General features: G+C 73.8%; 10 protein-coding genes. 7 read left to right on the forward strand and 3 right to left on the reverse strand.

Features of this window, described 5'->3' with window-relative positions; genetic code table 11:
- Positions 1 to 219: 219 nt before the first annotated feature.
- Together ACLIBK_RS03095 and ACLIBK_RS03100 are read left to right on the forward strand one after the other, a co-directional pair.
- Entirely contained in the window at positions 220 to 1,485 is a 1,266-nt protein-coding gene (locus ACLIBK_RS03095) for a M16 family metallopeptidase (RefSeq protein ID WP_415385754.1), read from the forward strand.
- Positions 1,482 to 2,819 (forward strand): TldD/PmbA family protein, encoded by a 1,338-nt coding sequence (locus ACLIBK_RS03100; RefSeq protein ID WP_415385755.1) that lies wholly within the window; start codon positions 1,482 to 1,484, stop codon positions 2,817 to 2,819. Before ACLIBK_RS03095 ends, ACLIBK_RS03100 begins: the two co-directional genes overlap by 4 nt.
- 12 nt (positions 2,820 to 2,831) lie before the next feature.
- Here ACLIBK_RS03100 and ACLIBK_RS03105 read toward each other — a convergent pair whose 3' ends face one another.
- The 3 genes from ACLIBK_RS03105 to ACLIBK_RS03115 form a co-directional block, all read right to left on the reverse strand.
- Positions 2,832 to 3,749: a pirin family protein gene (locus ACLIBK_RS03105; RefSeq protein WP_415385756.1), complete on the reverse strand. Its 918-nt coding sequence runs from the start codon at positions 3,747 to 3,749 to the stop codon at positions 2,832 to 2,834.
- A complete protein-coding gene (locus ACLIBK_RS03110) occupies positions 3,749 to 4,570 on the reverse strand; it encodes an MBL fold metallo-hydrolase (protein WP_415385757.1) in 822 nt (273 codons plus the stop codon). The genes ACLIBK_RS03105 and ACLIBK_RS03110 overlap by 1 nt, the downstream gene beginning before the upstream one ends.
- A 208-nt stretch (positions 4,571 to 4,778) precedes the next feature.
- Positions 4,779 to 5,969 carry an L-lactate dehydrogenase gene (locus tag ACLIBK_RS03115; protein ID WP_415385758.1) on the reverse strand — a complete coding sequence of 397 codons (1,191 nt, stop codon included), beginning with the start codon at positions 5,967 to 5,969 and terminating at the stop codon, positions 4,779 to 4,781.
- Between the two features lie 215 nt (positions 5,970 to 6,184).
- On the opposite strand from ACLIBK_RS03115, the gene ACLIBK_RS03120 reads away from it, so the two are divergent.
- The 5 genes from ACLIBK_RS03120 (at position 6,185) to lpxK (ending at position 11,569) form a co-directional block, all read left to right on the forward strand.
- Entirely contained in the window at positions 6,185 to 7,099 is a 915-nt protein-coding gene (locus tag ACLIBK_RS03120) for a bestrophin family protein (protein WP_415385759.1), read from the forward strand.
- Positions 7,100 to 7,340: 241 nt separating this feature from the next.
- Complete coding sequence (locus ACLIBK_RS03125) at positions 7,341 to 8,339, forward strand: Tim44 domain-containing protein (protein ID WP_415385760.1); 999 nt, start codon at positions 7,341 to 7,343, stop codon at positions 8,337 to 8,339.
- A 173-nt stretch (positions 8,340 to 8,512) separates the two neighbouring features.
- Positions 8,513 to 9,229 carry a lysophospholipid acyltransferase family protein gene (locus ACLIBK_RS03130; RefSeq protein WP_415385761.1) on the forward strand — a complete coding sequence of 239 codons (717 nt, stop codon included), beginning with the start codon at positions 8,513 to 8,515 and terminating at the stop codon, positions 9,227 to 9,229.
- Positions 9,226 to 10,524: a 3-deoxy-D-manno-octulosonic acid transferase gene (locus tag ACLIBK_RS03135; protein ID WP_415385762.1), complete on the forward strand. Its 1,299-nt coding sequence runs from the start codon at positions 9,226 to 9,228 to the stop codon at positions 10,522 to 10,524. Before ACLIBK_RS03130 ends, ACLIBK_RS03135 begins: the two co-directional genes overlap by 4 nt.
- A 55-nt stretch (positions 10,525 to 10,579) precedes the next feature.
- Positions 10,580 to 11,569: a tetraacyldisaccharide 4'-kinase gene (lpxK, locus tag ACLIBK_RS03140; RefSeq protein ID WP_415385763.1), complete on the forward strand. Its 990-nt coding sequence runs from the start codon at positions 10,580 to 10,582 to the stop codon at positions 11,567 to 11,569.
- Positions 11,570 to 11,590: the final 21 nt, after the last annotated feature.

Below are 11,590 nucleotides of genomic sequence, written 5' to 3' on the forward strand. Positions count from 1 at the left end.
ATATCAGCCGGAAGCAGCCCGAAAGGGGCGCTGCCCGGTAAGGAAGTAAGAGAGTAAGGAAGTAAGGCGAGGGCCGCCTCGGCCACCCGGCGCCTTTCCATCGCGGCGCCACCCGTCGCGCCCGGCGCGGTCCCGCACTACATCTATGGGCAGCCCATCCCTGCCGGTGCGCGCCCCCGCCACCCCCGCGCCCCGGCCCGCTCGAAAGACCCGACCTGCATGACCGACGCCGTGCGCCTGACGCAGCTCCCCAACGGCCTCACCGTTGTGTCCGACACCATGCCGCGGGTGGAAACCGTGTCCATCGGCGCCTACGTCCACGCCGGCACGCGCGACGAAGCCGCCCCCGAGAACGGCGTGTCCCACTTCCTCGAGCACATGGCCTTCAAGGGCACCGAGAAGCGTGACGCCGCCGCCATCGCGCGCGAGATCGAGGATGTCGGCGGCCAGCTCAACGCCTACACGGCGCGCGAGAACACCGCCTACTACGCCAAGGTGCTCAAGGACGACCTGCCGCTGGCGGCCGACATCCTCGGCGACATCCTCACCCATTCCACCTTCGTGCCCGAGGAAGTGGAGCGCGAGCGCGGCGTGATCCTGCAGGAGATCGGGCAGGCCAACGACACGCCCGACGACATCGTGTTCGACCACTTCCAGGCCACCGCCTACGGCGACCAGCCGATGGGCCGCCCCACCCTGGGCCCGGCCGAGATCATCGAATCCATGCCGGGCGAGGCGCTGCGCGGCTATATGCGCCGTCACTACGGCCCCTCGCGCATGGTGGTGGCCGCCGCCGGCGCGCTGGAGCACGAGACGCTGGTGGAGCTCACCCGCCGCCACTTCGCCGACCTGCCCACCGCCGACGCGCACGACGCCGAGCCCGCCCGCTACACCGGCGGCGAGTTCCGCGAGGAGCGCGACCTCGACCAGGTGCACGTGGTGCTGGGCTTCCCCGCCCCCGCCTACCGGGAGCCGCTCTACTACCCGACCATGCTGCTCTCCGGCCTGCTGGGCGGCGGCATGTCCTCACGCCTGTTCCAGGAGATCCGCGAGAAGCGCGGGCTGGTCTACTCGATCTACTCCTTCCACTCGCCGTTCCGGGACAGCGGCATGCTGGCGATCTACGCCGGCACCGGCGAGGACCAAGCCGCCGAGCTGGTGCCGGTGACGCTGGAACAGCTGCGCCTCGTGCAGAGCACGGTGACGGAGGAGGAGCTGAACCGCGCCAAGGCGCAGCTGCGCGCCTCCCTGCTGATGAGCCTGGAATCCACCGGCAGCCGCTGCGAGCAGATCGCCCGCCAGCTGCAGGTGCACGGCCGCATCGTCCCCGTGGAGGAAACCAAGGCCAAGATCGCCGCCGTCACGGTGGAGCAGGTCCAGGCCGCCGCGGCCGCAGCCTTCCGCGGCCGCCCGACGCTGGCCGCGCTCGGCCCGGCCGGCAAGGTTCCCGGCCTGCCCGCCATCGTCGAGAAGCTGGCGGCGTGACGGAGGGCGAGAGCCTCGACCGCCTGCAAGCGCTGGTGGCCGCCGCGCGCGCGGCGGGGGCGGACGCGGCGGATGCCATCCTGGCCCGCGGCGCCTCGCTCTCCGTGGCGCGGCGCCTGGGCGCCGTGGAGAAGGTGGAGCGGGCGGAGGAGCTGGACCTCGGCCTGCGCGTCTTCGTGGGGCAGCGGCAGGCCATCGTTTCCTCCACCGACCCCGACCCGCGCGGCTTCGCGGCCCTGGCGGAGCGCGCCGTGGCCATGGCCCGCGCCGTGCCGGAAGACCGCTTCGCCGGCCTGCCGCCGGATACGCCCCGCTTCACGCCGCCCGCCCTGGACCTGGAAGACCCCGCCGAGCCCGACGTCGCCGCCCTGACCGAGCGCGCCGCGATGGCCGAGGACGCCGCCCGCGCCGTGCCGGGCGTGTCCAACTCCGAAGGCGCCGAGGCCGGCTGGTCCCGCACCGCGGTGGCGCTGGTGTCCTCGGCCGGCTTCGCCGGGGCCTATGCCCGCACCGGCCACAGCCTCTCGGTGTCCGCCCTGGCCGGGTCCGGCACGGGAATGGAGCGGGACTACGACGCTTCCTCCGCCGTGCATCTCGGCGACCTCGAGGACCCCGCCACCCTCGGCCGCAATGCCGGGGAGCGGGCGGTGCGCCGGCTCAACCCGCGCCGCCCCGCCACGGCGCGGCTGCCGGTGGTCTACGACCCGCGCGTGGCCGCCTCGCTGCTCGGGCACCTTTCGGCGGCCATCAACGGCGCCGCGGTGGCGCGCGGCACCTCCTTCCTGCGCGACGCGCTCGGGCAGCCCGTGCTGGCGCGCGGGCTGTGTGTGCGCGACGACCCGACCCGCCCGCGCGGCCTGCGCTCCCGCCCCTTCGACGGCGAGGGGTTGCCGGGCCAGCCCCGCGCGGTGGTGGAGAACGGGGTGCTGACCACATGGATCCTGGACTGGCGCTCCGCCCGGCAGCTCGGCCTCGCCTCGACCGGCCATGCCAGCCGCGGCGTGTCCGGACCGCCCTCCCCCGGCACCACCAACCTGTGGCTGGAACCGGGGACGCTGAGCCCGGCCGAGCTGATGGCCGACATCACGGAGGGCATCTACGTCACTGAGCTGATCGGCATGGGCGTCAACGGCCTGACCGGCGACTACAGCCGCGGCGCCGCCGGCTTCATGATTCGCAACGGCGCCCTGGCCGAACCGGTGAGCGAGCTGACCATCGCCGGCAACCTGCGCGACATGTTCCGCGCGATGACCCCGGCCAGCGACCTGCGCTTCCGCCGCGGGACTGACAGCCCCACCGTGCGGGTCGAGGGGCTGACCATCGCGGGCGGCTGAACGGGCCGCGGCCTAGCGCGCGGCCCCGGGCGGATCGGCGCCGAACAGGCCGTCCCGGTAGTCGCGGGCGGCCTGGATGATCTCCTCGCGCGTGTTCATCACGAAGGGGCCCTGCGCCACCACAGGCTCGCCGAAGGGCTCGGCGTGGCCGAAGAGCAGCACGGCGTCGGAGCGGCCCTCGATCTCCACGGCGTCGCCGTCCCCATTCAGCTCCATGAGGTGGCAGGGCGGGACCTCCGTGCCGGCCACCACCACCGTGCCGCGCACGAGGTAAAGGAACACGCTGCGTGCCGCCGCCACCGGCAGGCGCAGCTGCCCGCCCGGCGCCAGTTCCAGCACGGCCATGGACACGTCGAAGATCGGCTGCACGGGGCCGGAGCGCCCGTCCCAGGACCCGGCGATCAGCTTCACCGCGGCGCGCCCGCCATCGGCGGACAGCACCGGGATCTCCGCCGCCTGCAGGCCGCGGTAGCGCGGCGGCACCCGCTTCAGCCGCGCCGGCAGGTTGAGCCAGAGCTGCAGGATCTCCAGCGGCCCGCCCTCCCGCTCGAAGCGCTCGGGCGAGAGTTCCGCATGCACCAGCCCGCGCCCGGCGGTCATCCACTGCACGCCGCCGGCGGCGATGATGCTCTCGTGCCCGCCGCTGTCGTGATGCGCCAGCTCGCCCTGGAGGATGAAGGTCACCGTCTCGAAGCCGCGATGCGGGTGCGGGCCGAAGGGCAGGCCGCGGTTGTTGGGCGGATAGAACTGCGGCCCGTGGTGGTTGAGGAACAGGAAGGGGTCGAGCATCTCGATCCCCGGCCCGGGCAGCGGGCGCCGGGTCACGAGGTCGCCGATGTCGTGCCGGATGGCCGGGTGCAGCCGGCGGACGCTGCGCACCCCGGCGGAAGCTCCCGCGGTGGCGGCGGCCCCGGGGCTCTCAGCGGACATCAGGCGACGCCCGGCAGGGCAGCGGGCGCCCGGGCGAAGCGCAGCGCGGCCGGCGGGGTGACGGGGTCGTGGGTGCAAAGGATCGTCACCTCGTCTCCGTGCTCACGCTTCAGCCGTCGCAACTGGGCCTGGGTGGTCAGCCGCGCGGCGCGGTCGCTCTCCATCACGTCCTGGTAGGCGCGCGACAGCGGCGGGCAGCGCGGGTCCTCGTCCAGCTCGGAATGCATGAACACGGCGTCGCCGGCATGCAGCACCCAGCCCTGCCCGGTGTCGATCGCCACGCCGCAATGGCCGGGCGTATGGCCGGGCAGCGGCACCAGCCGGAAGGAGGGCGGCAAGCCATGCAGCCCGCCGATCGCCGGCAGGCCGAACCAGCTTTCCGTCCCCGTGGCGTATTCCCGCATGGGCGAGGTCAGCTGCTGCGGCCGCCAGCGCAGCTGGCCGATGGTGCCGCGGCGCTCCCGGGCGGCGGCGGCCTCGGCGGCATGGACGTGCACGGCGGCGCGCGGGAAGTCGGAGATGCCACCGGCATGGTCGAAGTCCAGATGCGTCATCACGATGTGGCGCACGTCGCGCGGGTCGAGCCCGAGCTGGCGGATGCGCGACAGCGCGGTCTGGTCGGCTTCCAGCGACGGGCGGTCGGCGTAAAGGAAGGGCCGGCTGATGCGCGGCACCGGCCGGTTGACGTCGCCCATGCCGAAGCCGGTATCCACCAGCACCAGCCCGGCCTCGGTTTCCGCCAGCAGGCAGCGGCAGGCCAGGTGCGCCGGGCCGAGGCCGGGCGTGTTCCCGTCCCAGAGCTTGCCGCCCAGGGGACGCATGCAGCCGCATTCGATGACGTGGATACGCATTCCCGCCAAACGTGGCCGCAAAGGCGGCAGTTGCGCAGCCCGGGTGTCCACGAATGGCGGCGGAACAGCCGGGACAGTCCCGGGCGACGTGGAAGCCCGGCACGGCCTGCGACGCGAGCCAAGGGGGCCCCCGCACGGCCGTGCGCCCGGCGGGACGCGCAGCCGCCGTCCGGCGGAGCTAGGCCGCCAGCCGCGGCCCGCCGGGCCGCACCACGTCGTCCGACTTGGGCTTATGCAGCACGGCCGGCGTGACCTCGCACAGGTCCCTGGTGCCGGTCAGCGCCATGCTGACGTCCAGCTCCTTGCGGATGATCTCCAGCGCGCGGGTCACGCCCGCCTCACCACCCGCGGCGAGGCCGTAGAGCCAGGCCTTGCCGATCATCGTGCCGTGCGCCCCCATGGCCAGCGCCTTGAGCACGTCCTGGCCGGAGCGGATGCCGCCGTCGAACAGGATCTCCGTCCGGTCGCCCACCGCCTCCACGATGGAGGGCAGCACGGAGATGGAGGAGGGCGCGCCGTCCAGCTGCCGGCCGCCGTGGTTGGACACCACCATCGCGTCGGCGCCGCAATCGGCAGCGATGCGGGCATCCTCGATGTCCAGGATGCCTTTGAGGATCAGCTTGCCCGGCCAGAGCGAGCGGATCCAGGCCACGTCCTTCCAGCTCAGCGAGGGGTCGAACTGCCCGGCGATCCACTGGCTCAGCGTGGTGATGTTGCGCCCGCCCTGCACGAACTCCGCCAGGTTGCCGAAGCTCTTGCGCTTGCCGCGCAGCACCTTCAGCGCCCAGGCCGGCTTGGTGGCGATGTCCAGCGCGTTGGCCAGCGTCAGCTTGGGCGGCACCGCCAGCCCATTCTTGATGTCGCGATGCCGCTGCCCCTGGATCTGCAGGTCCAGCGTCAGCACCAGGGCGGAGCATTTCGCGGCGATGGCCCGCTCCACCAGCGACTTCGCGAAGCCGCGGTCGCGCATCACGTAGAGCTGGAACCAGAAGGGCTTGCTCACCGCCGCCGCCACGTCCTCGATGGAGCAGATGGACATGGTGGACAGGCAGAAGGGGATGCCGAAGCGCTGCGCCGCCCGGGCGCCCAGGATCTCGCCATCAGCGTGGAACAGACCGGTCAGCCCGGTAGGGGCGATGGCCACGGGCATGCTCACCGGCTCGCCCAGCATGGTGGAGCCGAGCTGGCGGTCGGACACGTCGATCATCACACGCTGCCGCAGCTTCAGCGCATGCAGATCCTCGCGGTTCGCCCGAAAGGTGTTCTCGTCATAGGAGCCGCGGTCGGCGTATTCGAAGATGGCGCGCGGGATGCGCCGCTTGGCCAGCAGGCGCAGGTCCTCGACATTGGTGACCGGCGGCATCGGCATGTCCTCATTCTGGGCGGGGTCGGGACCGGGCGGGCCGCCGCGCCGAAGGGCCGGCAGGCTCGCCGGCCCTGGTTAGGGGAGTTTGCCACCACCGTCGAAGCTTTGCACCGCCCCGCCGCGCGCCCCTGCCCGTCGCGGCCCTCCCGCTGGCCGAGGGCTGCGCCGTTCTCCTTGCACGGGTCAGCGCGGCAGGCGGAGGCTATGAGCGACGGGCCATGATCATCCGCCCCCGGCCGACGAGTTCCGACCTTCTTTTCGCCCTGCACGGCTCCATCCTGCCGCGGATCGCGCTGCGGGTCGGCGCCCTGACACTGCTGGCGACCCTGCTGGCCTGGCTGGACCGGGTGATCGAGCGCTTCCCCGAGATCACGGCGGCGCCCTTTTCCGTGCTGGGGCTGACTCTTTCCATCTTCTTCGGCTTCCGCGCCAGCACCTGCTACGCCCGCTGGTGGGAGGCCCGGACCCTTTGGGGCCGGCTGATCGTGGAAGCCCGCGGCTTCGGGCGCGACGCCGCCGAGCTCCTGCCCGCCACCGAGGCGGCGCTGCGCGGCCGGCTGGTGCGGCGCGTGGTGGGCTTCGTGCACTGGCTGGAGGTCCGGCTGCGCCATGGCGACGGCCCCGTCGCGGCCGCCCCCTGGCTGCCGCCGGCCGAGGCCGCGGCACTCGGAGGCAAGCGCAACCCCGGCAACGCCATCCTGCAGGCGCAAACGGCGGAGCTGGTCGCCTGCCTCCGGCGCGGGCAGCTCAGCGATATCCTTTATGCCTCCCTGGCGAAGCGGCTGGACGGGATGGCGGCGGTGCAGTCGGGGGCGGAGCGCATCCTCACCACCCCCATGCCCTTCGCCTATTCGCTGCTGCTGCACCGGTCGGCCTGGCTGTTCTGCCTGCTGCTGCCCTTCGGCTTCGTGGGGACGCTGGGCTTCTTCACGCCCCTGGTGACGGCGATCCTGGCCTATACGCTGTTCGGCCTGGAAGCCCTGAGCGACGAGCTGGAGGAGCCCTTCGGCCTGGCGCAGAACGACCTGCCCCTGAGCGCCATGACCCGGATGGTGGAGATCGACCTCCTGGAATGCCTGGGCGAGGCCGAGCTGCCTGCAGCGCTGCACCCCGAGAACGGCGTGCTGCGCTGAAGGCAGCGCGGCGGGCCAGACCGGCCCCGCGGCAGCGGCTCTGCCCACGGCTGTCGGTTGGAGAACCAGAGCCGCCCATCGCCGCCCTGCTCCCCCAGCGCCCCCTCCTTCGCCGCCAGTGCCGGACCCCGCGGAAGCCCGCAGGGCGGGGATCGTGGCCGCGGCGCGAAGAGGAGGGTGCAACCGGCTCGGAACATACTATATTACAGCCATGTCAGATTCCCCTCGGGAGCATCGGCCCATGACCCTTTCCGTTCGCCGCGGTTCCCGCCTGCTGGCCGCGCTCGCCGTGGTCGCCATGACGGTGGCCCCCATGACCGCAGATGCGCGCCCGGGCGGCGGCTTCTCCTCGGGCAGCCGCGGCAGCCGCTCCTACAGCGCGCCGCCTTCCACCAGCACCGCGCCGAATGGCGGCAGCACCTTCAACCGCACGGAAGCCCCGCGCGGCGGTGCCACGACGCCCGGCTACGGTCAGGCGAGCCGCCCGAACTACACCCCCGCCCCCGTGCGCAGCGGCTTCGGCGGCGGTTTCTTCTCGGGGCTCGCGGGCGGGCTGCTGGGCGCCGGCATCGCCGGCATGCTGTTCGGCCACGGTGCCTTCGGCGGCATGTCGGGCGGCGCAGGCTTCCTGGGCTTCCTGCTGCAGATCGCCCTGATCGTCGGCGCGGCGATGCTGGTGATGCGCTTCTTCCGCCGCCGCGCCGCGGCGCAGAGCGGCCTGATGCCGGCCGTGGCCGGGGCGGCGCCGCGCGGCTACGCCCGCGACATGCAGCCGAGCGCGGCCGGCGGCATGGCGGGCGCGATGCCCGGCGGCGCGCCGGCCTCCACGCCGCTGCAGGTCACCCCCGCCGACTTCGAGAGCTTCGAGCGCGCGCTGGTGGAGGTGAACGCCGCCTGGTCGCGCGGCGACACGGCGACGCTGGAGCGGCTGGCAACGCCGGAGATGGCCCGCTACTTCGCCGGCGACCTGCGCGACCTGTCCGCCCGCGGCTGGCGCAACGAGACGCGCGACGTACGGCTGGAAGCCGGCGACCTGTCCGAGGCCTGGCGCGAGCAGGGCCAGGACTACGCCACCGTCGCGATGCGCTTCAGCCTGGTGGACGTGACCCGCGACACCGCCGGCCGGGTGGTCGAGGGCGATCCCGAAGCGCGGCAGACGGTGACGGAACTGTGGACCTTCACCCGCCGGCCGGGCGGCGCCCAGGGCTGGCAGGTGTCCGCCATCCAGCAGGCGCGCTGAACCCAGCGCGTTGCAGCATCGGGGGCCGGGTTCCGCGAGGAACCCGGCCCTTTCCATGTCCGCCCCCGGTCGGGCGAGGGTGCCTGCCGCCGCCAAGCGACGCGAAACCGCGGCGTTCCACCCAATCCAGAGTAGCGTGACCGCTCCGGCGCGGCGTGCTAGCCCGGCACGCCATGCTCAAGCGCCTGCTGCGCCATCCCGCGACGCTCGCGTTGGCGGCGCGCCTGATCGGCCTCTATCTCGCCTTCACCTACGCCACCACGCGCTGGACATTGCTGGGCGCGCGCGACGTGGCCTGGGTGGCCGAACCGGGCCTGCCGCTGGTCGCCAGCTTCTGGCACGAACGCCTGCCGATGATGCCGATGCTATGGCGCCTGGCCCGGCGAAAGTTCCCCAGCTTGGCGGCGCACCGGGCGCATGTGCTGGTGTCCCGGCACCGGGATGGCCGGGCCATCGGTGACGTCGTGTCGCGCTTCCGGCTGGAAACGGTGCACGGCTCCACCTCGCGGGGCGGGACGGCTGGGGTGATCGCGCTGTTGCGGCTGCTGGAAGGCGGCGACATGGTGGCCATCACCCCGGACGGGCCGCGCGGCCCGCGCCGGGTGGCGGCAGCGGGGGTGGCGCAGATCGCCGCCCTGGCGGGCGTGCCGGTGGTGCCCTGCGCCGCGGCCACCTCGCGGCGGATCGTGCTGCGCTCCTGGGACCGGATGGTGCTGCCCCTGCCGTTCAGCCGCGGCGTGGTGGTGGTGCGCCCCACCGTATCCGTGTCGCGCGACGAAGCCGGCACCGCCCTGCAGGCCATCGCCGCGGGCATGAACGAGGCCTGCGCCATCGCCGATGCCTGGGTCGCCGGGCAGCCCGTGCCGGAGCTGGACCGCTGGCCGGGATGACGGCGCCGCAGCCGCGGTCGGCGACGCCCGCCAGCTTGGCTTGGTCGGTGGCGGCACGGCTGAGCGCGCCGCTCTGGCGGCTGCACCTGCGCGGGCGGGTGCGGCGGGGCAAGGAGGTGGCCGGCCGCCTCGGCGAGCGGCGGGGCGAAGGCGCGGACCGGCCGGTGGGCACCCTGCTCTGGCTGCATGCGGCCAGCGTGGGGGAAAGCCTGTCGATCCTGCCGCTGCTGGAGATCCTCGCCGAGCGGCGGCCGGCGCTGCGCTTCCTGGTCACCACCGGTACGGTCACCTCGGCCGAGCTGCTGGGACACCGGCTGCCGCCCGCGCTGGCCGGACGGGTGCAGCACCGTTTCGTGCCGCTGGACGTGCCGGGCTGGGCGGGGCGCTTCCTGGACGGCTGGCGGCCGGACGCGGCGGTGTTCGTGGAAAGCGAGCTGTGGCCGAACCTGCTCGCCGCCGCGCGGACGCAGGGGGTGCCCCTGGCCCTGGTCAATGCCCGGCTGTCGGCGCACTCCGCCCGGGCCTGGCGCTGGTGTCCCGGAATGGCGCGGACGATGCTGTCGGGCTTCCGGGTCGTGCTGGCGCAGACCGAGGCGGATGCGGAGCGGCTGCGTGCCCTCGGCGCCCCGACGGCGCGGGCGGCGGGCAACCTGAAATACGCTTCCCCGCCCCTGCCGGTGGAGGAGGCCGAGCTGGCGCGGTGGCGCGCCCGCCTCGGCACGCGGCCCGTTTGGCTCGCCGCCAGCACCCATCCGGGCGAGGAAGCCGTGGTGGCCGAAGCGCATGCGCGCCTGGCGACCAGGTTGCCGGGGCTGCTGACGGTGATCGCGCCGCGCCATCCGGAACGCGGCGCGGCGCTGGCGCGGGACCTGCCCGGCACCACCCGCCGCAGCGCGGGGGAACTGCCGGGCGATGCGGCGGGCCTGTTCCTCGCCGACACGCTGGGGGAGCTGGGGCTGTTCTACCGGCTGGCCGGGGCGGCGCTGGTGGGTCGGTCGCTGCTGCCGCCGGGCGGCGGGCAGAACCCCCTGGAGCCGGCGCGGCTGGGCTGCCCGGTGCTGTTGGGCCCCCATACCGGCAACTTCGCCGAGATCACCGAGCGCCTGCTGAGCGCGGGCGGCGCGCTGCGGGTGGGGCCCGGGGCGGCCGCGCTGGCGGATGCCGTGGGCGCCGTGCTAACGGAGCCGGAACGCGCGGCCGGGCTGCGCCGGGCGGCGGGCCAGGTGGCGGCCGCGGCGTCCGGCGTGGCGGAGGCGGTCGCGGAGGCGGTCATGGCATTGCTGCCGGACCGCTGAGGCGTTTCGCCGGAAACTTCGCCGGTGCCCATCTGGGGAGTGAGGACGAAGCGTCATGCGTGCCCCCGACTTCTGGAGCGGGGACGGCGGGGGCCTGCTGCCCTTTCTCCTGTCCCCCGTCGCGGCCCTCTACGCCTCCGCCACCGCCCGGCGGGTTGCCCGGCCGGGCTGGCAGTCCCCGGTTCCCGTGATCTGCTGCGGCAACGTCACTGCCGGCGGGGCGGGCAAGACCACCCTGGCGCTGGATCTCGGGCGTCGCTTGGCCAGCCGCGGCGTGGAGGTGCATTTCCTGTCGCGCGGCTATGGCGGCAAGCTGAAGGGGCCCCTGCGGGTGGACCCGGCGCAGCACGACAGCCGCGCGGTGGGCGACGAGGCGCTGCTGCTGGCGGCGGAGCGCCCGGCCTGGATTTCCGCCGACCGCGCCGCCGGGGCGCGCGCCGCCATCGAGGCCGGGGCGCAGGCCATCGTGCTGGATGACGGGCTGCAGAACCCCACCTTGCAGAAGGACCTCGCGCTGCTGGCGATCGACGGGTCCTACGGCTTCGGCAATGGCTGGGTCATCCCTTCCGGTCCGCTGCGCGAGCCGGTGGAGAACGCGGCCCGCCGTGCGCGAGCGGCCGTGCTGATCGGCGAAGACGCCACCGGCGCCCTGGCGCGGTTGCCGCCGGGCCTGCCCGTGCTGCGGGCGCGGCTGGTGCCGGGGCCGGAAGCGGCGCTGCTGGCAGGGCAGCCGGTTTTCGCATTCTGTGGCATCGGCAACCCGCGCAAGTTCTTCAGCAGCCTGCAGGAAGCCGGCGCGGTGATCGCCGGCCGATCGGCCTTTGCCGACCACTACCCCTACGATGCCGGAGATCTGCGGGATCTGCTGGCCCAGGCGGAAGCGCTGCGGGCGCTTCCCGTCACCACCCGCAAGGATTTCGTTCGCCTGCCGCAGGCCTTTCGCGCGCGGGTCACCGTGCTCTCGGTGGGACTGGCCTGGGACGAGCCTGCGGAGATCGAGAGCCTGCTGGACCCGCTGGCACTCCGGGTTTCCGTCCCGGCCTGACGCAGTTCCCCGGAGCGGCTC

It is taken from the genome of Roseomonas sp. BN140053 (assembly GCF_047690175.1).
Taxonomy (GTDB): domain Bacteria; phylum Pseudomonadota; class Alphaproteobacteria; order Acetobacterales; family Acetobacteraceae; genus Roseomonas.

Coding starts and splice junctions, on each gene's coding strand:
- ACLIBK_RS03095 (WP_415385754.1), top strand. CDS start 220: ATGACCGACGCCGTGCGCCTGACGCAGCTCCCCAACGGCCTCACCGTT.
- ACLIBK_RS03105 (WP_415385756.1), bottom strand. CDS start 3,749: ATGTCCGCTGAGAGCCCCGGGGCCGCCGCCACCGCGGGAGCTTCCGCC.
- ACLIBK_RS03110 (WP_415385757.1), bottom strand. CDS start 4,570: ATGCGTCCCCTGGGCGGCAAGCTCTGGGACGGGAACACGCCCGGCCTC.
- ACLIBK_RS03115 (WP_415385758.1), bottom strand. CDS start 5,969: ATGCCGATGCCGCCGGTCACCAATGTCGAGGACCTGCGCCTGCTGGCC.
- ACLIBK_RS03120 (WP_415385759.1), top strand. CDS start 6,185: ATGATCATCCGCCCCCGGCCGACGAGTTCCGACCTTCTTTTCGCCCTG.
- ACLIBK_RS03125 (WP_415385760.1), top strand. CDS start 7,341: ATGACCCTTTCCGTTCGCCGCGGTTCCCGCCTGCTGGCCGCGCTCGCC.
- ACLIBK_RS03130 (WP_415385761.1), top strand. CDS start 8,513: ATGCTCAAGCGCCTGCTGCGCCATCCCGCGACGCTCGCGTTGGCGGCG.
- ACLIBK_RS03135 (WP_415385762.1), top strand. CDS start 9,226: ATGACGGCGCCGCAGCCGCGGTCGGCGACGCCCGCCAGCTTGGCTTGG.
- lpxK (WP_415385763.1), top strand. CDS start 10,580: ATGCGTGCCCCCGACTTCTGGAGCGGGGACGGCGGGGGCCTGCTGCCC.